The following is an 18767-nucleotide window of genomic DNA, read 5'->3' on the forward strand; positions in this document are numbered from 1 at the left end:
TAATATTCTTACTAAAGTTGACATGCTGGTAATTATGAGAATTCTCGGAGGAATAAATGTACAAAAAAGATATTCTGGATCGACCAGAGTTTTTAATATGTGAAATTATTGAATTGCTATCATTAAATGAACATGGGTTATCAAGAAAAGTAATCTGTAATCGATTAAATGTTTCAAATACAGCTTTGCGAGTTGCACTAGAGTAATTGGATGGCGAATTCAATTCAGGTGATGAACCCTATATGATCATAAAAAAGAATAACATTCAATTTATAGGTAAAGGCAAAATTAATTTTTACGAAACGGTTTATCGGTATGTGAAAGAGTCTATTAATTACCAAATTTTAATGGCATTCTATTATGATGAAAATAGCAGTATTGAAAATTTGAGTCTTAGTTTAAATGTTAGTGAATCATCTATCTTCAGAAGAATTAAGCAACTTAATAATTTGTTGTCTGAATTTCAGATTAAAATTGCACATGGTGAGGTAGTTGGTTCTGAATTACAAATTAGATTTTTTTACTATTCACTATTTCTAGCGACAGATTTTAACTATAATGATACGATAGAAGCGGGCGTCATTCTTGAATACATTAAAGTATTTGAAACATATTTTAACTTCAATGTGAATGATAGTAATTTAATGAGGACTAGAATTTGGATGAAGGTCAGTGTTCATCGAATGATGCGAAAAGATCGTGATAATTGGGTGATTTCTGATGATTTAGCAGATATGATTGCAAATAATTCACTATTTAACCAAGTTGAAGAAAAGATGCAAGATATTTATATTAAGTTCTCAAATAAAATTGATGTTCATTTTGAGAGCGCCCTACTTTACGCTTGGACAACTGCTTTTGTTTCAGTTCCTTCAAGTGCTTACTTGTCCCGCGATTTTATTGCAATTAATCACACAAATAACACCAAACTTCAACAAGCTGTTAAATATTTGGAACAAGGATTTGAATCTAAATTAGATGTTAAAATTATCGGTGAAAATGTTAGTAAATCATTGTACCCAATTTGTACTGAAGCATTTTGTTTTCATGGAACGATGGATGCCGTGGGAACTTACATGATGAATAGTTATCGAAAAAAATATTCAAATCATTCAGTTCGACGTCATGTTGAGATTGCCATGGATGAATTAATCGACAGTCCATTATTAGCTAAAAAATGGTCTGATTTCTATAAGCGATACAGGCAGCCATTTATTAATAAAATGGTCGAAATTTTTAGCGCTAGATTGTTAGAAAAAGAAACCATGTTAACAGTTGGGGTTGATTTAAATGCAAACGAGCGAATTAAAGAATTATTTGTCAGAAATATGAGTCAAGATTTAAATATTAATTTACGCGTTAATGTCAGTATTTATGATTCTAGTCAACGATATGATATGGTGGTTACTAATTTCATGAATAAAAATTATAAAAACAATGCATTTGATAAGTATATTATCACTGCATTAGGACTTGATAATGATATGCCAGAGATGGGGAAACGACTGTTAAACGTGAATAGAAAACACTATCAGTAAAAATGTTTCTAGTTTTTTTTTTGATAGTACAACCCATGAATCATTCGGTATACTCTATATTATAGAGAACTAACAAGAGATATTCGTGGGGGATTTCTTTTGAAGCATTAAACAGTATCGAATTGGGCAAACATTTATTTATTACAAAATAAAAAAAGACGATTATAATTTAACGATTATAATCGCCTTTTTTTATAGGCTACCAAGTGTGATAAGATAGAGAATAAACGTTATGACGAGAAATGAAGGATAATGACATGCAATTTACGCTAACAAACAATGGTGAAGGCACAATTAGTTTAAAAAAATTTTTAATTGAGGTTGGCGTTAGTAAACGATTAATCGCCAGAATTAAACAAGGCGAGGGACAAGTTCGAGTTAACAAAAAGAATGAATATTGGGATTATCAACTGATTGATGGTGATGAAGTTATTTTGACGTTGCCAGAAGAACCAGATAACGATGCCATACATGCAAGTGATGAACCATTAAATATCGTCTTTGAAGATGAAAACTGGTTAGTAGTCGATAAGCCAGCTGGTATGGTAACCGTGCCAGGCCCATCTAATGAAGATACAACATTGGTTAACCGTGTTAAAGGCCATTTGATTGCAACTCATTCAAGTAGTTTCGTGCCACATGTTATTACGCGTTTAGACCGTTTTACAAGTGGACTTGTTTTATTAGCTAAGCATGGATTTGCACATAGTTTGATTGCTGCTCAATTAAGTAATGGTCAGTTAGAAAAATCATACTTAGCAATTGTTGCAGGTGACGTTAAAAGTGATCAAGGAGATATTAAAGAACCAATTGGTAAAAAGGAAGGCGAAATTCGTCGTTCTGTTATGGCTGAAGGAAAAGCCTCAGAAACAACTTATAAAGTTGTAACGAGATTTCCAGACTACACATTAGTTGATGTGAAGTTAGTTACGGGCCGAACACATCAAATTCGTGTACATTTTGATTTTATTCATCATGCTTTGGTTGGGGATGCGTTATATGATGGCCCGATGGACAAAGGTATTGATAGACAGGCATTACATGCTGCTAAATTAAGCTTTGAAGATCCATTTACGGGTAAAAAATTAGCTTTTGAATCAGAACTCCCAGCTGATATGGCTCAATTATTAAAATAGTATCAGGCAAGATTGTATATTTGGATAAAGTGGCGAATATCTATTGTATTTCGTGAACTTTTTCTTTATTATTAATATAGTTATAATCAATTTGTGAAAGCACTTTTAAGTGAGGAAATAATAAATGAAAAAGATGATTATTAGAGGCGGTAAAAAACTGTCTGGCGAAGTAATAATCGGTGGTGCTAAGAATAGTACTGTTGCATTGATTCCTGCAGCTATTCTTGCGGATACACCTGTGCATTTTGACAGTGTCCCCGATATTTTAGATGTACATAATTTAATGAAAATTTTAGATCAAATGAATGTTAAGTCTGAATTTAACGCTGGTAACTTAATGGTAGATCCTACGATGATTAAGGATGAACCTTTACCTGGTGGTGCCATTAAAAGTTTAAGAGCTTCTTATTACTTTATGGGTGCCTTATTAGGTCGGTTCGGTCGTGCAGTTGTTGGATTTCCTGGTGGTGATAATATTGGACCACGTCCGATTGATCAACACATCAAGGGATTTAAAGCTCTTGGCGCTGAAGTTATCGAAGAAGAAGACGCAGTGATTATTACGAGTGGCCCTGAAGGATTAAAGGGAGCCCGTATTTTTATGGACCTTGTTTCAGTGGGTGCAACAATTAACATTTTATTGGCTGCTGTCCGTGCAAAAGGAACCACAATCATTGAAAATGCTGCAAAAGAACCTGAAACCATTGATATTGCAACATTCTTGAATAATATGGGTGCTCATATTCGTGGTGCGGGGACTGGTGAAATCAGAATTCAAGGTGTTGATAGCTTAAAAGCTGTTAATACGCATACGATTATTCCAGATCGTATTGAAGCTGGTACTTATATCTCACTTGCTGCTGCAATGGGTGAGGGCGTTTTAATTAAGAATGTTATTACTGAACATTTAGATTCATTTTTAGCTAAACTTAGTGAAATGGGCGTTACTTTCCAAGTGAATGAAGATAGTATTTTTGTTCCTGGTGGCGATAAAATTATCCCAATTGAAGTGACAACTTCACCATATCCTGGGTTTGCAACTGACTTGCAACAACCAATTACTGCCGTTATGCTCAAGGCTACAGGTGAGAGTCGTATTATTGATACACTTTATCCTGAACGGATTAAGCACATTCCAGAAATGCAACGAATGGGTGTTAAGATTGAATCAAAAGATGGCATTATTCGAATCAATCAATCAACTGAATTAACAGGCCAAACTGTTTATGCAGATGAAATTCGTGCAGGTGCTGCATTACTTGAAGTTGCTTTAATGACTAATGGTACGACTGTCATTGAGAAAGCCGATAATATTTTACGTGGTTATGATTGCGTTGTACAAAAAATGACAAATTTATCTGCTGATGTAGAAATTATTGATGAAGATTAGGTGATTAAATGAGCGACTTCTTAACGATGGGTGAATTAAAAGACAAGACGCTTAAAGAAATTTATGGCTATGCCCAAGAATATAAAATACAATATTATAGCCAAATGAATAAAAAAGAATTGTCTTTGGCAATTCTAAGGGCTCAAGCAAAACAACAAGGATTCATTTTGATGGAAGGTGTCTTAGACATTGTTCCCAATCAGGATGGATTCGGTTTTTTGCGTCCAATTAACTACGGCCCATCACAAGAGGACATTTATATTTCTGCCTCACAAATTAAGCGATTTAATTTAAGAAATGGGGATTTAGTCGGAGGTAAAGCACGACCACCAAAGCCTAATGAACGTTATTATGGGTTAATGCACGTTGATACAGTTAATGGTAAAAATCCAGAAGAAGCAAAGGAACGTCCACATTTTCCTGCACTGACGCCCTTATATCCTAATCGACAATTAACTTTAGAAACAACTAGTCAAAATCTTTCAACGAGATTAACTGATTTATTTGCTCCTATTGGATTTGGTCAACGTGGTTTAATCGTGGCACCACCTAAAGCTGGGAAAACAACTTTACTTAAAGAGATTGCTCAAGGAATCGCAGAAAATCATCCCGATGTAAAATTAATCGTACTATTAATTGATGAACGACCTGAAGAAGTGACTGATTTAGAACGATCAATTAAAGGTGATGTTGTATCGTCAACATTCGATCAACAACCAGAGAACCATGCGCGTGTTTCTGAACTTGTTTTAGAACGTGCAATGCGATTAGTTGAAGATAAGCAAGATGTTGTTATTTTAATGGATTCAGTTACTCGCTTGGCTAGAGCGTATAATTTAACGATTCCGCCAAGCGGACGGACGTTATCAGGTGGGATTGATCCAGCAGCATTTTATCGACCTAAAAAATTCTTTGGTGCTGCACGTAATATTGAAGAAGGTGGAAGCCTGACAATATTAGGAACTGCTTTGGTTGATACGGGTAGCCGAATGGATGATGTGATTTATGAAGAGTTCAAAGGAACCGGTAATATGGAATTACAACTCTCAAGAGAGCTTGCTGAACGCCGTATCTTCCCTGCTGTCGATTTAAAAAAATCAAGTACACGTAAAGAAGAATTATTATTATCTAAGCAAACAATTGAAGAACTATGGCAGATTCGAAAGATGATGACAGGCGATTCACTAGGTGCTACGGAACGTGTTATCCAAAAAATGAAGAAAACAAAAAATAATGCTGAATTTTTAAAAGAGTTAACAAAAACAAGTAAATAAAATTTAATTGTAAAACGAGTTAATTCGTGATAAGATTGTGCATGTTGTAATATAAAGAATAACTCTAATTCAGCAGATGGATTAGGGCAAAGGAGAATACTTACTTATGAAAAAAGAAATCCATCCAGATTACCATGAAGTTGTATTTATGGATACTACTTCAGGTTACAAATTTATCTCAGGTTCAACAAAACATTCAGAAGAAACAATTGAAATGGAAGATGGCAAATCATACCCATTGATTCGTGTCGAAATTTCATCGGATTCACATCCATTCTATACTGGACGTCAAAAATTCACTCAAGCCGATGGCCGTGTGGATCGTTTCAACAAGAAATATGGTCTTACAGACGCAAACGCTGCAAAATAAGAACTATTTCGAAAAGGAAGAAGCCAATAAGCTTCTTCCTTTTTTTATACAAAAAAATAGTAACGTTCAACTAGATTGAACGTTACTATTCAGCTTTTCGTGAATACATCCCTTTTGTGACGTAGAGAACCCAGATGAGATTAATACCAACTAAAATAGCGGTAGAAATAAAGACACCTTTGTAATCGAATACGCCAGAAACGGTAGAGCCAATCATAGGACCAACGACTGATCCCATGGCTTGGAATGATTGATTGTAACTGAACACTCGACCTGTGAATTCTGCCGGTGTATTTTTTGTTAGAATTGTTTGAACTGCAGGTAACATTGCGGCATCCGTAATCCCAATTAAGAAACGTAAGCCGCCAAGTTGCCAAACATTAGTCACTAATGCCATTGGAATAAAAATGAAAATTGCGACAGTAAGTGCAATTTTTAAAATACGTTCTGTTCCAATTTTATCGCCTAGTACTCCTAAGCGAGGCGCAGCAATTAGCGTTGCTATTCCTGGAATAGAAGCCACACACCCACTGATAAAGGTAACATTTCCAACGTTATGTAAGAGTTCTCGAACGTATAAGCTTAGAATAGGACTAATGGAATAATTTGATGCTTGAATGATTAAGGTAGTGACAAACATCCCGATAATTAATTTAGGATGATGTAATTTCTTGAAGATTTCTTTTGACGTTTGCATTTCACCTTTTTCAACAGGCGTAAAATGTTCATGTACAAAGAAATAACTAAGTAAGAAAACAATTAGCAAAATCGCAGCAGTAATGAAGAAGGTAATACGATAGCCGAAGACCCCAGCTATTGCGCCACCGATTAGTGGTCCAAATAAAGTACCAGTAACACTACCGGTAACTAAAATACCGAGTGCTTTACCACTTTGCCGCTTGGGTGTCTCTGTTGCAATCAGTGCCTGTGAGTTACTAATATAACCAGAAAAGACACCTTGTAATAAACGTAACGCAATTAATTGGTAAACGTTACTGACAAGCCCCATCAGGCCTAAAACAATGGCCATTCCGAATGAAGCTCTTAAAATCATTAATTTACGACCTTTTCGATCAGCTAAACGACCCCATAGTGGGGAAACAATGGCGGTAATTAAAAATGTAGATGAATAGGTAATGCCGCTATAAAAATTTAATTCGGTTTTGGTGAAGTCACCTAACGTATCAATATAAAGTGACATAAATGGCATAATTAAACTAAATGCCACGCCAGCCATGAACGTACCAAACCATAAAACAAATAAATTTTGTTCCCAAGGTTGTCTAGAACGAAAAAATGTTGATTTTAGTGAAGTCAACAAATTAAACAGTCCCCCTAAAGATATTTTTTGATAATTATAATCATAACACTAAACAAGGATAAAAGTTATATGGTAAAATAGTTGTTAAGCGAAAGTGGGGGTTATTAATGGAAAAAAATAAAGCAGCTAAAAAAAGTCGTTGGAAAAAATGGCTAACAACTATATTATTAATACTATTGTTATTGGTGGGGCTTTCGCTAGTATTCAATGAACAAATTAAAAACTTTATTGTTGGACTAACAGACCCAACCATTAATTCAGAATTAGTCGATAAAAATAAAAATAAAAAAGCATCCTTTGATTTTAGTGAAGTTAAGAGTTTGAATACGGCAGATGTCGTGAAAGCAAAAGCAAATGAAAAAAATTTGGTTTTACTTGGAGAAATTAGTATTCCGGATGTCTCAATGAACTTGCCGATTGCTAAAGGCGTTAGCACTGATACCTTGGCACTTGCTGCTGGAACTTTAAAGGAAAACCAAAAAATGGGCGAGGGTAATTATGCACTTGCTGGACATCATATGATTCGAAAGGATTTATTGTTTAGTCCATTAGTTAGCATGAAAATTGGCCAAAAAATCTATTTAACAGATGCTAAAAAGATTTATGAGTATGAAACATCTAAAATGAAATATATCAAAGCAACAGACGTTCAAGTTATTGATGATGTACCCGGAGAAAAATTAGTCACATTAATTACTTGTGATGATACGGGTGCCGGACGTTTGATGGTCCAAGGTGAGTATGTTAAAGATTGGACATACAATGCTGCACCAAAAACAGTTCAAAAGTATTTTAAAATGATTCATAATAATAAATAATAAAAATGACCACAAATTTTAAAATTTGTGGTCATTTTTATTATTTAATTTGTGCTTTAATATAATCAATCCAGTAAGGCATTCCAAGACTAATTAAGTTATAAGTTTCGTCAAAGTCACCAGTAATCCATGGATCAGGAACAGATTCTTTTTCTTTACCGGGAACAATTGAAAGGAAGTTAACGATTTTTTCTTTTTTAGATGCAGGTGCAGCTTTTTCAAGACGCTCAACATTGATATCATCCATTGCAATAATTAAATCACTATTAATGAAATCTAAGTAACTAACCGGACGTGAGATTAAGCCATCTGTTGGAATCTGATGTTCAACAAGTTTAGTAATAGTCCCTTCATGGGCGCCATTTCCTTCTTGTGAAGAACTTGTGCCAGCAGAATCAACAGTTACTTGGTCAGAAAGGTTTAACTTAGCTAAATCGTCTCGTAACATTGCTTCAGCCATTGGTGATCGGCAAATATTTCCCATACATACAAATAATACATTCATGTTAATAATCCCCTTTACAAATTTCTTAATAATGCTATTATGCCATAATAATCACATTATTAAAACTAGTTAGATAAATTGGTGTAACCGTTAGCTTAATTGCTTTCTAAAAGGGTCTAACTTTGGTATGATAATTAAGAATAGAAACTAAAATAAGACACTTTATATTTAAAGAGGAGACTGAAAATTATGGCAATGATTATTATCGGAGTTATCGTAGTACTTTTAGTTATTATGTACATTAGCGGCTACAATGGTTTAGTAAAAGCAAAAATCCGGACTGAGGAATCATGGAGTCAAATTGACGTCCAATTAAAACGTCGTAATGATTTAATTCCTAACTTAGTTTCAACTGTTAAGGGATATGCAACTCACGAAAAAGAAACATTTGCTAAAGTAGTTGAATTACGTAATCAATTAACACAAGTACCAACGGATGCACATGAAACAACAATGGAAGTTTCTAATCAATTGAGTCAATCATTGAAAAGTATTTTTGCGTTATCTGAAAGTTACCCAGATTTAAAAGCTAACACAGAATTCACTAAGTTAATGGAAGAACTATCAAATACAGAAAATAAAATTTCTTATTCACGTCAACTATTTAACTCAACTGCTGCAAGTTTAAATGCAAAAATTCAATCATTTCCAAGTAACATTGTTGCCGGAATTCATCATTTTACAAAAGTAGAATATCTTGAAGTCCCTGAAGCTGAAAAAGCTGTACCCAACGTTTCATTTGATTAAACAGTTAGGAGATAACTAATGCTATATGATCAAATCGCGCGAAATAAGCGCAAAACAGTTTATGTTTTAATTGGTTTTGTTTTATTGATGGTTGCGATTGGTAGTGCCGTTGGCTATGTTTTTTTCAATAGTGCTGTTTCTGGACTACTTATGGCTGTTGTCATTGCAGTTGTTTATATGGGATTGATGATTTCACAATCAACTAGCGTTGTCATGAGTATGAATCATGCAACTGAAATAAAATCAGTCGATGATGCACCTGAATTATGGCATGTTGTTGAAGATATGGCGATTGTGGGCCAAGTTCCAATGCCAAAAGTGTTTATTATTGAAGATGATAGTCCTAATGCGTTTGCAACGGGAAATAATCCAGAACACGCGGCAGTTGCTGCAACAAGTGGCTTAATCAATCGATTAAATCGTGAAGAATTAGAAGGCGTTATGGCGCATGAAATTTCGCATGTACGCAACTACGATATTCGATTATCAACAATTGCATTAGCATTATCGGCAGCAATTTCATTATTAGTAAATATTGGAATGAACTCATTTTGGTGGGGCGGAGGTCGCCGTCGAAGTGATGATCGAGAAGGTGGCGGATCATTAGAAATTATTTTGATGATTTTATCATTATTATTGGTTATTTTAGGACCAATTGCAGCAACAATTGCTCAGCTTGCACTTTCTCGAAACAGAGAATATTTGGCTGATGCTTCTGCTGTTGAATTAACGCGTAATCCGCAAGGACTAATCCATGCGTTGGAAAAAATTTCTGATAGTAAACCAATGGAACGTGCCGATCCAAGTAGTGCGGCACTTTATATTTCAAATCCATTGAAGAAAAAAACAACTGGATTATTTCAAACACATCCACCGATGGAAGATAGAATTGAAAGATTAGAAGCAATGTAAACTATTTTATAAAATGGGGATGATAGTGGTGAGAGACAATTTAGTCTACGTTCATGTTGAAACGGTTTCTCATTTGATTTTATCATATGGGATTTCCAAAGAAGATTTCATAACAAGCATTCCCAGATTACCAACTAATATTTTATCGTTAAACCCAGTGGATTATGAAAATGAAATTGACATCGCAACAGGATTTAACACGGTAACCGGGGAAGAAGATACTGCACGTTATTTGAATAAAAAGACTGTTGGGTTAAAGCAAAGTTGGATTGATTTCGATAGTCAAGATGATTTAGAATTAATAACACCAAGAGAAGTAGCAGAATTCTTATATTTGGGACATGCATTTTCTCATATTCAATCACCTTTTTACTATAAATTGCAGAATGACTACGTTTTTTTAACGTTACCAAATGATGCATTAAAAATCTACTATCGTTATTTAACGCAATTTTATAATGTTTTTTCTAAATCAATTATTAGACATGCGAATCAATCGTATCGTGAAAAAAATGGTCTGTTTAGACGACGTCCTATGACGTTGAAAAAGATACCTAAAAAAATTGTTGAAGAATTAATGCCATTATTTGTTGAAGGTGTAATATTAGATTTTTCAAGGATCACAATTAATAATACGAAGTTAATATTACCTGTCTATATTATGATAGATAACGTTTCTCAGATGAAGTGGCATGAGCCAACATTGGAGACAGAAAGTGCCAAGTTAGTTGCTAATTTGGAGTATCGATTTGTAGATCAAGAATGGTTTATCGAAGTTTCTAACAAATCTGCTTTTGAAGACAGTATTATATTCTAAAAAGATAACGTATTATTATGTTATCTTTTTTTATTTTTGTTGAATTTAAAAAGAATGGTACAATAGGACGTGCAAAAAATGGAGGGCAATACGAATGCGAGTTTATTTACTCTATGGTGGTAAAAGTGCAGAACATGAGATCTCACTTTCAACTGCTTTTCAAATAACACAAGCGATATATTACCAATACTATTCGGTAATTCCAGTTTATATTACGAAAACGGGGAATTGGCTGCAAGGTCAGACGCTTAACGAACCAGTTAAATTTGTTGATAATTTAAGACTTAGAGAAACAGATGAAAAAGGACAAGCAACGAATAATCATGAAAATTCAACTGGAATAAAATTTTTGCCAAATGGATTTGACCCTGAAGATAGTGTGGTTTTTCCTGTCTTACATGGCCCAAATGGTGAAGATGGAACTGTCCAAGGACTACTTGAAACGTTGAATATCCCCTATGTTGGTAACAGTGTACTAGCATCGGCTGTCGGTAATGATAAAATAATGAGTAAATTACTCTTTAAACAAGCCGGAATTCCGGTTGTACCATTCCAAGCGATTGACTCACAGTCTTGGGAAAATAACACTGCAAGTGTGATTGCCAGATGTGAGGGCGAATTACTTTATCCAATGTATGTGAAACCATCTAATTTGGGTTCAGGAATCGGTGTTACACAGGTGAATAATAGTGTTGAATTACAATATGCAATTGATAATGCTTTTGAACTTGGTCCTCGAGTGATTGTAGAACGAGGCATTGTAGCACGTGAAATTGAAATTGGATTATTAGGTAACGAAGAAATCGCAACAAGTGTACCAGGAGAAATTTTGTCGTTTGATGACGTCTATGATCGTAAACTTGCAATGAAGGAAGATCACGAAGCCAGAATTCCAGTTGAACTCGATGAGGAATTATTGGATAAGATAGTTGGTTTTTCTAAAACAGCTTTTGCGGTTATTGATGGATCAGGGCTTGCTAGGTGTGATTTTTTAATTAGCGCTAACCAAGATATTTATTTAAATGAGATTACAACAATGCCAGGATTTTATAAAAATGCAATGTATCCAAGATTGTGGGAAGCCGTTGGGCTGAGTTACAGTGATTTAATTGAAGAATTATTACAATTAGCATTGAAAAAAAATCAGGCAAATAATAGTAAACAATAGATTTAATGGTCATATGAATGCGAGGGTTTATATAATGAAAATGCAATTAACTGAAATTGCGAGCGCAGTTAGCGCCAAGAACGAAATTACTGATGAACCAATTAATATATCGAGTGTTTCATTTGATAGTCGACAACTAACGGAAGGCAGTTTATTTGTACCTATTGTGGCAGAAAATGACGGTCATGATTATATCCAAAGTGCGATTGATAATGGTGCAACAGCGACTTTATGGGCAGTTGACCATCAAGATACAATGCCAACGAAAATCCCAGCTATCTTAGTAGATGACACATTAATGGCTTACCAAGATTTAGCAAAACATTACTTGGATAAAATTAATCCTAAAGTTGTCGCAGTTACTGGTAGTAACGGTAAAACGACAACTAAAGATATGATTACAGAAATTTTAAGTCAGCAATATAATGTTTGTAAAACGGAAGCGAATTTCAATAATCATTTAGGCGTACCGATGACTTTATTAAGTATAGAACCTAATACGGAAGTTGTTGTTGTCGAAATGGGGATGGATCATCCTGGTGAGTTAGACTTTTTAAGTCGAATTGCACAACCTGATGTCGCTGTTATTACGATGATTGGCGAAGCACATATCGAATTTTTTGGTACGCGAGATAAAATTGCGGATGCAAAAATGGAAATTGTGAATGGGCTGAAAGAAGACGGCTTGTTGGTTTATAATGCAGATGAACCGTTATTAAGAGAACGTGTTTCCAATATTGAACAGCAATCATTTGGCTTCGGTCATGGTGAAAGTGCTGACTTGAGTGTTTCAAATGTTGTCGGCAATCAAACAATGACTAGCTTTAAAGTGAGAGAAATGGCTGATTTTAATTTTACAATTCCAATGATTGGCACATATAACGTAGATAATGCGATGGCTGCTATCTCAGTTGGTCGTCATTATCGTGTGTCACCTAAAAATATTGTAAAGGCGCTTAGTGATTTTGATTTAACGAAGAATCGGACAGAGTGGCTTAGAGGTCATTTGGGCGAGTCAATTTTAAGTGATGTCTATAATTCAAATCCGACAGCTGCAAAAGCTGTTATCAAAGCATTCTCAAACAGCGATGTTGAAGGTAATCGAATGGTTGTTTTGGGTGATATGCTTGAATTAGGTGAGCAATCTAGCGATATGCATCTCAGCTTGGCTGATAGTTTTGATAATGAAAAAATTCAAAGCGTTTATCTTTACGGAGAACAAATAAAATCTTTAGCAACAGCATTAAAATCAAAGTATGATGATCAACATCTTCATTATTATGATTTAGATGAAAAAGAAGCTATGGTTGAAGATTTATTAAAAATACGTACTGAAAAAGATTCTATTTTGATTAAAGGAAGCCATGGCGTTCATTTAGAAACCGTTTTATCGGCTTTACAAAGTAATTAGAGAGTTGCTTAATATTATTTAAGGTGCTATTATAGTTTAAATAGTGACTCATGAAGGGTCAGACTTAAATTAATTTAACTTTACAAGACAGTAATTGACGACGAACTCTTAACTGTGTTGTGAAGCATGTTAGTTTGCAAACACATTAGGAGGAATTTATACTTGAAATTTACAGAATTAGGACTATCCGATGAACTACTAAAGGCCGTTCAACGCAGCGGTTTTGAAGAAGCAACACCTATCCAATCTGAAACAATTCCAATGGCTTTAGAAGGAAAAGATGTTATTGGACAAGCACAAACAGGTACTGGTAAAACTGCTGCATTTGGTTTACCAATCTTAGATACAATTGATACAACAAAAGATGAAGTTCAAGCACTTATCATCTCACCAACACGTGAACTTGCTATTCAAACGCAAGAAGAACTTTACCGTTTAGGTAAAGAAAAACATGCTAAAGTTCAAGTTGTTTATGGTGGGTCTGATATTCGTCGTCAAATCAAGAGTCTTAATCGCGCACCTCAAATTTTAGTTGGAACACCAGGACGTTTATTAGATCATATTCGTCGTCGCACCGTTAAATTAGGTAATGTTAAAACTTTGGTTTTAGATGAAGCTGATGAAATGTTAGATATGGGATTCGTTGAAGATATCGAAAGCATCTTAACAACTGTTCCTGACGAACGTCAAACATTGTTATTCTCTGCAACAATGCCAACTGCTATTCGCCGTATTGGTGAAAGATTTATGACAGATCCAACTTTGGTAACTGTTAAGGCAAAAGAATTAACAACTGACTTAGTTGATCAATTCTACGTAATCTCAAAAGATTTCGAAAAATTTGATATCATGACACGTATGTATGATGCTCAAAACCCAACACAAACAATCGTGTTTGGTCGTACAAAACGTCGTGTTGACGAATTAGCTAAAGGATTTGAAATGCGCGGATACAACGCTAAAGGAATCCATGGTGATTTATCACAACAACGTCGTATGAGTATTTTACGTGAATTTAAATCAGGTAAACTTGATATTTTAGTTGCAACTGATGTTGCTGCTCGTGGTTTAGATATTTCTGGGGTTACCCATGTCTTTAACTATGATATTCCTCAAGATCCTGAAAGTTATGTCCATCGTATTGGCCGTACAGGCCGTGCCGGACATAAAGGAACTTCATTGACATTTGTTTCACCAAATGAAATGGATTACTTACGTCAAATCGAAAAATTAACTAAGAAACGTATGGTGGCTTTAACACCACCTACAGATGATGAAGCATTTGCTGGTCAAATTGAAACAGCAATCGCTGACGTTACTGCCTTAGTTAACAAAACTGATACTAAAAAATATGCAAAACAAGCTACTGAATTAATGGCTAAGTTTGAAGTTGCTGATTTAGTTGCAGCATTACTTAGTGATGTTATTAAAAATGATTCATCACAAGTACCTGTTAAGATTACACCAGAACGCCCATTACCTAGACGTAAGGGGGGTGGCGGTGGTGGCGGAAACAACCGTCGTAGCGGCAATGGCGGTGGAAATCGTCGTGGTGGCAACGGTGGTGGTTACCAAGGCAACCGTAATGGTGGCGGAAACCGTAGTAACGGTGGAAGTTCAGATCGTCGTAACGGAAGTAGCGATCGCCGTAGCAATGGTAATGGTGGCGGAGGTTACAAAGGTAACCGCTCAAGCGATAATCGTTCAAATGACAACCGTTCAAACGGAAGTAGCGCACCAAAACGTAACTTCACAATCAGAACAAAAGATTAATTTGAATATTGAAAAGAGACCTATTAATTTAGGTCTCTTTTTTTGTTTAAAATTGCTATTCTTACAATATTGATAGGTAAAATATAAACGATTTTAGTGCAGAAAATGAATAAATTTGATAAACTTAACAAGGATATCAATGAAAAGAAATAGGTGATAATATGATTTATGGAATTGGTGTTGATATTGCCGATATTGATCGAGTAGTAAAGTTGGCAAAACAACATGAAGAATTTATAACAAAGATTCTCACAACAAATGAAATTAAACAATTTGATGAATTAAAAGGTAGTCATAAAGACGAATTTATTGCTGGAAGATTTTCCGCCAAAGAGGCATACAGTAAGGCTTTTGGAACGGGAATAGGGGATAAAGTTGGCTTTTTAGATGTTGAAATATTAAATAATGAAATTGGTAAACCGATAATTACGCAGCACCCTTTTGAGGGTAATGGCTTTATTTCAATTTCTCATACGAACAATTTAGTTATGACTGAAGTTATTTTAGAAAATCAAGAAAAGGGGATGTAAAAATGGTTGTAGGTTATCATCGTCCAACCCAAATCGTGGTAGATAGGGCAGCTATTAAGGCAAATATCACAGCTGAAAAAAAGACATTAACAGATGAGACGGTTATTTTTGCTGTTGTTAAAGCTGATGCGTATGGTCATGGATTGATTGAAGTAGCTAAAGTTGCAAAAGATGCTGGTGTAAAAGGTTTTTGTGTGGCAATAATTGATGAGGCATTAGCGTTACGAGAAGCCGGGTTTGTTGAAACTATCTTGATTCTGGGATTAACGAAAGTTGAATATGCACCGTTACTGGCAAAAAGCAAAATATCTGTAACTGTTTCAGAACTTGGCTGGTTACAAGAAGCTAATAAGTTACTGAGTGAAGAAAAATTAGCGCCTTTGGCCGTTCATTTAGCATTGGATACAGGAATGGGTCGTATTGGTTTTAGAGAAGCAGAACCGTTTTTAGAGGCAATTAATTTCCTTGGAAGTCATCAAAATACATTAAACTTTGAAGGGGTTTTTACTCACTTTGCGACAGCAGACTCTCCTAATGATTCGTATTTTAAAAAACAAATGTCAAAATTTAATGAATTGATGTCAGTAGTTTCTGATAGACCTCGTTATGTACACGTTTCTAATTCTGCAACGAGCTTATGGCACTCTGCTTGCAACGGTAATATGATTCGGATGGGCATTTCAATGTATGGTTTAAATCCATCTGGTGGTGAATTAGAACTACCTTATGCGTTAAAACCAGCATTTGGATTAACATCTGAATTAAGTTATGTGAAAGAAATCCATGCAGGTGATTCAGTTGGTTACGGTATTACATATCAAGCTCAAGAAAATGAATGGGTTGGTACAGTACCAATTGGGTATGCAGATGGTATGCCCCGAAAGATGCAAGGCTTTAAACTATTAGTCGACGGTCAATTTTGCGAAATAATTGGTCGAGTTTGCATGGATCAATTAATGATTAGATTGCCACATGAAATGCCAAATGATACAAAAGTAACTCTAATAGGCCAAGATGGCGATGAAATGATTACAGCACAGGATGTTGCAACGTACGCTGAAACAATTCATTATGAAATAATCTGTGCACTTTCAGGACGAGTACCACATGTCTACCTAAATTAGTATTTATTTGCTTAGTTTGCTATGGTAAACTATCTGTAGAGTGTAATTCTATGGGGGAAGTGCAGATGGATAAAAATGAGAAAGTAGCAATGAGTCATATAGCCGATTACTGTGCATATTATTCGATTACCAATGAAGCGTTGAAGGATAGCGAAATATTTAACTCTATTTTAAGTCATAAAAAAATGATGGATGAGTTAATTGATGGCTACTCAGAAATGGGACAATTGAATAGTGAAATCTGTAATGATTTTAAAGGATCTGAAGATGAAGTGTTATTGCACCTTCAAATTATGTAGAGAGTTGGGATAAGATGGTTGAAAGTATCATACGTGGTGATATATTCTATGCAGATTTATCGCCCGTTATTGGTTCTGAACAAGGCGGTATGAGACCTGTTCTCATTATCCAAAACAATATTGGGAATCGTTATAGTCCGACAGTCATCGTTGCCGCCATTACGGCGCGCATCCAGAAGCCTAAAATGCCAACACATGTTGGACTTTTAGCAAGTAGAGATGGTATTGAAAAAGATTCAGTTATACTAATGGAGCAAATTCGCACAATTGATAAGCAACGTCTAAAAGATCGTATCACGCATGTATCGAAAAAAAGTATGCTTGAGGTTGATGATGCGCTTAGAATGAGTGTTGGACTTGTTTCAGCAATACATAAAGAAAAATAAACAGTAAAAAGACATAAAAAAACGTGGTTCGTAACCATCCCACGCTAAAAAACTAAGGGAGTCTATTAATAATGACAAAAAATAATCGTGTAAACCAGGTAATCATTAATGGTTTAATCGCTGCACTTTATATCGTATTGGCAGTTGTTCCAGGAATGGTGAACATGGCTAGTGGTGCTATTCAATTTCGACTATCAGAAGGATTGAATCACTTAGTACTTTTCAATAAGAAATATATCTGGGGTGTTTCATTAGGGGTTATCTTATTTAATCTCTTTTACAGCAGTCCGTTAGATGTTCTTTTTGGGGGCGTACAAACAATCATGGGTCTTTTAATTGTGATTTTTGTTAGTCCTAAGTTTAAGAAAATGTGGCAAAAAATGCTTTTAAATATTATGGTTTTCTCATTTACCATGTTTTTAATCGCTATTATGTTGAACATTACAGCGAGCTTACCGTTCTGGCCTACTTACGGTACAACAGCATTATCTGAATTTGTAATAATGACAATTACAGCACCAATAATGCTCGTTTTAGATCGTGCTATTCACTTTGATAAAAGAATGCATTAAAAAAACAGACCCGAAAGGGTCTGTTTTTTTGTCTAACTACGTAAATCTTCAATTTCAGAAACAATAAATTCTTTACGTCCTAAGTTATCAACAATTTTATCAACTTTTTCTTGGTTTACACCAGCTGGTAATGTGAATAATGTTCGGCGTAATAATTCGCCTTCTTTAACATCTAAAGTCATACAACTAGCAATTGATGAATATTTTGTAATGATTTTAGCCATATCAACTAAATCACCACGTTCGCCAGCTGAAATAACAGTTAAGACATAACTACCAACATCAAAATTCCATGATTGAGACAACATATCTAGAAGACGTGTATGTGTTAAAATACCCTCAAAATAGTTGTTTTCATTTAAAACAGCAATATAAGGTAAGTCTTTAATTGAAAAGAAAACGTTGAAGAAAGCTGAATCAGATGAAATAAACTTAGTCGCATTTTTAAGAAGATAAGTAACAGGAAGTGACATATCGCCACCCTGTGATTTATGACGATAAATATGCATTTTATAAATATTACCACGGAAAATTTGACCCGTTTCATCTAAGATTGGCACACAACGGAATCCAGAATTTTCTAGGACCGTAAGTGCTTCTTCAAGTGTGACACTTTCACGGACGGTTGTTAGTTCTTTTAATGGTTTAACTAAAGTATTTAATAACATATAGGCGC

Annotated in this window: 21 protein-coding genes and 1 riboswitch; of the genes, 18 read left to right on the forward strand and 3 right to left on the reverse strand. The window is 34.9% G+C overall.

Annotated elements, in window-relative coordinates; genetic code table 11:
• Positions 1–56 precede the first annotated feature (56 nt).
• The 6 genes from AC1RPW_RS01655 to AC1RPW_RS01680 all read left to right on the forward strand — a co-directional run bounded on the left by AC1RPW_RS01655 (position 57) and on the right by AC1RPW_RS01680 (position 5708).
• Positions 57–206: a hypothetical protein gene (locus tag AC1RPW_RS01655; RefSeq protein ID WP_481760870.1), complete on the forward strand. Its 150-nt coding sequence runs from the start codon at positions 57–59 to the stop codon at positions 204–206.
• A gap of 36 nt (positions 207–242) precedes the next feature.
• Positions 243–1538, forward strand: coding sequence for a helix-turn-helix domain-containing protein (locus tag AC1RPW_RS01660; RefSeq protein WP_481760869.1), 1296 nt, complete (start codon positions 243–245; stop codon positions 1536–1538).
• Positions 1539–1795: 257 nt separating this feature from the next.
• Entirely contained in the window at positions 1796–2674 is an 879-nt protein-coding gene (locus AC1RPW_RS01665) for an RluA family pseudouridine synthase (protein ID WP_481762396.1), read from the forward strand.
• Positions 2675–2798: 124 nt separating this feature from the next.
• Positions 2799–4064, forward strand: a complete 1266-nt coding sequence (locus AC1RPW_RS01670; protein WP_481760867.1) for a UDP-N-acetylglucosamine 1-carboxyvinyltransferase — start codon at positions 2799–2801, stop codon at positions 4062–4064.
• Between the two features lie 8 nt (positions 4065–4072).
• Positions 4073–5338: a transcription termination factor Rho gene (rho, locus tag AC1RPW_RS01675; RefSeq protein WP_409021602.1), complete on the forward strand. Its 1266-nt coding sequence runs from the start codon at positions 4073–4075 to the stop codon at positions 5336–5338.
• Between the two features lie 106 nt (positions 5339–5444).
• Complete coding sequence (locus AC1RPW_RS01680) at positions 5445–5708, forward strand: type B 50S ribosomal protein L31 (RefSeq protein ID WP_409021601.1); 264 nt, start codon at positions 5445–5447, stop codon at positions 5706–5708.
• Positions 5709–5793: 85 nt separating this feature from the next.
• Here the strand turns inward: AC1RPW_RS01680 and AC1RPW_RS01685 are convergent, their stop codons facing one another.
• Positions 5794–7029 carry a multidrug efflux MFS transporter gene (locus tag AC1RPW_RS01685; RefSeq protein ID WP_481760866.1) on the reverse strand — a complete coding sequence of 412 codons (1236 nt, stop codon included), beginning with the start codon at positions 7027–7029 and terminating at the stop codon, positions 5794–5796.
• Between the two features lie 107 nt (positions 7030–7136).
• On the opposite strand from AC1RPW_RS01685, the gene AC1RPW_RS01690 reads away from it, so the two are divergent.
• A complete protein-coding gene (locus tag AC1RPW_RS01690) occupies positions 7137–7847 on the forward strand; it encodes a class A sortase (protein ID WP_481760865.1) in 711 nt (236 codons plus the stop codon).
• Between the two features lie 40 nt (positions 7848–7887).
• On the opposite strand, the gene AC1RPW_RS01695 is transcribed toward AC1RPW_RS01690, so the two are convergent.
• Positions 7888–8352, reverse strand: coding sequence for a low molecular weight protein-tyrosine-phosphatase (locus AC1RPW_RS01695; protein ID WP_481760864.1), 465 nt, complete (start codon positions 8350–8352; stop codon positions 7888–7890).
• Between the two features lie 189 nt (positions 8353–8541).
• Here AC1RPW_RS01695 and AC1RPW_RS01700 point away from each other — a divergent pair, with 189 nt between their 5' ends.
• The 11 genes from AC1RPW_RS01700 (at position 8542) to AC1RPW_RS01750 (ending at position 18091) form a co-directional block, all read left to right on the forward strand.
• Positions 8542–9099: a LemA family protein gene (locus AC1RPW_RS01700; protein ID WP_409021597.1), complete on the forward strand. Its 558-nt coding sequence runs from the start codon at positions 8542–8544 to the stop codon at positions 9097–9099.
• Positions 9100–9117: 18 nt separating this feature from the next.
• Positions 9118–10011, forward strand: a complete 894-nt coding sequence (gene htpX, locus AC1RPW_RS01705) for a zinc metalloprotease HtpX (RefSeq protein WP_409021596.1) — start codon at positions 9118–9120, stop codon at positions 10009–10011.
• Between the two features lie 28 nt (positions 10012–10039).
• Positions 10040–10828, forward strand: coding sequence for a hypothetical protein (locus tag AC1RPW_RS01710; RefSeq protein WP_481760863.1), 789 nt, complete (start codon positions 10040–10042; stop codon positions 10826–10828).
• Between the two features lie 94 nt (positions 10829–10922).
• Complete coding sequence (locus AC1RPW_RS01715; protein WP_481760862.1) at positions 10923–11996, forward strand: D-alanine--D-alanine ligase family protein; 1074 nt, start codon at positions 10923–10925, stop codon at positions 11994–11996.
• Positions 11997–12030: 34 nt separating this feature from the next.
• Positions 12031–13407: a UDP-N-acetylmuramoyl-tripeptide--D-alanyl-D-alanine ligase gene (locus AC1RPW_RS01720; protein ID WP_481760861.1), complete on the forward strand. Its 1377-nt coding sequence runs from the start codon at positions 12031–12033 to the stop codon at positions 13405–13407.
• A gap of 162 nt (positions 13408–13569) precedes the next feature.
• Positions 13570–15180, forward strand: a complete 1611-nt coding sequence (gene cshA, locus AC1RPW_RS01725; RefSeq protein ID WP_481760860.1) for a degradosome RNA helicase CshA — start codon at positions 13570–13572, stop codon at positions 15178–15180.
• A gap of 161 nt (positions 15181–15341) precedes the next feature.
• Complete coding sequence (acpS, locus tag AC1RPW_RS01730) at positions 15342–15710, forward strand: holo-ACP synthase (protein WP_481760859.1); 369 nt, start codon at positions 15342–15344, stop codon at positions 15708–15710.
• Positions 15711–15712: 2 nt separating this feature from the next.
• A complete protein-coding gene (gene alr, locus AC1RPW_RS01735) occupies positions 15713–16834 on the forward strand; it encodes an alanine racemase (protein WP_481760858.1) in 1122 nt (373 codons plus the stop codon).
• A 65-nt stretch (positions 16835–16899) separates the two neighbouring features.
• Positions 16900–17133 (forward strand): hypothetical protein, encoded by a 234-nt coding sequence (locus AC1RPW_RS01740; RefSeq protein WP_481760857.1) that lies wholly within the window; start codon positions 16900–16902, stop codon positions 17131–17133.
• Positions 17134–17147: 14 nt separating this feature from the next.
• Positions 17148–17519: a type II toxin-antitoxin system PemK/MazF family toxin gene (locus tag AC1RPW_RS01745; RefSeq protein ID WP_409021588.1), complete on the forward strand. Its 372-nt coding sequence runs from the start codon at positions 17148–17150 to the stop codon at positions 17517–17519.
• A 17-nt stretch (positions 17520–17536) separates the two neighbouring features.
• A riboswitch (PreQ1 riboswitch) is annotated at positions 17537–17581 on the forward strand.
• 9 nt (positions 17582–17590) lie between these two features.
• Positions 17591–18091 carry a QueT transporter family protein gene (locus tag AC1RPW_RS01750; RefSeq protein ID WP_481760856.1) on the forward strand — a complete coding sequence of 167 codons (501 nt, stop codon included), beginning with the start codon at positions 17591–17593 and terminating at the stop codon, positions 18089–18091.
• 32 nt (positions 18092–18123) lie between these two features.
• Here AC1RPW_RS01750 and cbpA read toward each other — a convergent pair whose 3' ends face one another.
• Positions 18124–18759 (reverse strand): cyclic di-AMP binding protein CbpA, encoded by a 636-nt coding sequence (gene cbpA, locus AC1RPW_RS01755; protein ID WP_409021586.1) that lies wholly within the window; start codon positions 18757–18759, stop codon positions 18124–18126.
• Positions 18760–18767 lie beyond the last annotated feature (8 nt).

The organism is Dellaglioa sp. CoH-55-MRSF-8, assembly GCF_056782195.1.

Bases quoted from the DNA above. Each gene is read 5' to 3' on its own strand.
- rho (WP_409021602.1), top strand. From the start codon at position 4,073: ATGAGCGACTTCTTAACGATGGGTGAATTAAAAGACAAGACGCTTAAA.
- AC1RPW_RS01690 (WP_481760865.1), top strand. From the start codon at position 7,137: ATGGAAAAAAATAAAGCAGCTAAAAAAAGTCGTTGGAAAAAATGGCTA.
- AC1RPW_RS01720 (WP_481760861.1), top strand. From the start codon at position 12,031: ATGAAAATGCAATTAACTGAAATTGCGAGCGCAGTTAGCGCCAAGAAC.
- AC1RPW_RS01740 (WP_481760857.1), top strand. From the start codon at position 16,900: ATGGATAAAAATGAGAAAGTAGCAATGAGTCATATAGCCGATTACTGT.
- AC1RPW_RS01680 (WP_409021601.1), top strand. From the start codon at position 5,445: ATGAAAAAAGAAATCCATCCAGATTACCATGAAGTTGTATTTATGGAT.
- htpX (WP_409021596.1), top strand. From the start codon at position 9,118: ATGCTATATGATCAAATCGCGCGAAATAAGCGCAAAACAGTTTATGTT.
- AC1RPW_RS01750 (WP_481760856.1), top strand. From the start codon at position 17,591: ATGACAAAAAATAATCGTGTAAACCAGGTAATCATTAATGGTTTAATC.
- AC1RPW_RS01655 (WP_481760870.1), top strand. From the start codon at position 57: ATGTACAAAAAAGATATTCTGGATCGACCAGAGTTTTTAATATGTGAA.
- AC1RPW_RS01665 (WP_481762396.1), top strand. From the start codon at position 1,796: ATGCAATTTACGCTAACAAACAATGGTGAAGGCACAATTAGTTTAAAA.
- AC1RPW_RS01670 (WP_481760867.1), top strand. From the start codon at position 2,799: ATGAAAAAGATGATTATTAGAGGCGGTAAAAAACTGTCTGGCGAAGTA.
- acpS (WP_481760859.1), top strand. From the start codon at position 15,342: ATGATTTATGGAATTGGTGTTGATATTGCCGATATTGATCGAGTAGTA.
- AC1RPW_RS01700 (WP_409021597.1), top strand. From the start codon at position 8,542: ATGGCAATGATTATTATCGGAGTTATCGTAGTACTTTTAGTTATTATG.
- AC1RPW_RS01745 (WP_409021588.1), top strand. From the start codon at position 17,148: ATGGTTGAAAGTATCATACGTGGTGATATATTCTATGCAGATTTATCG.
- AC1RPW_RS01715 (WP_481760862.1), top strand. From the start codon at position 10,923: ATGCGAGTTTATTTACTCTATGGTGGTAAAAGTGCAGAACATGAGATC.
- alr (WP_481760858.1), top strand. From the start codon at position 15,713: ATGGTTGTAGGTTATCATCGTCCAACCCAAATCGTGGTAGATAGGGCA.
- AC1RPW_RS01660 (WP_481760869.1), top strand. From the start codon at position 243: ATGATCATAAAAAAGAATAACATTCAATTTATAGGTAAAGGCAAAATT.
- cbpA (WP_409021586.1), bottom strand. From the start codon at position 18,759: ATGTTATTAAATACTTTAGTTAAACCATTAAAAGAACTAACAACCGTC.
- AC1RPW_RS01695 (WP_481760864.1), bottom strand. From the start codon at position 8,352: ATGAATGTATTATTTGTATGTATGGGAAATATTTGCCGATCACCAATG.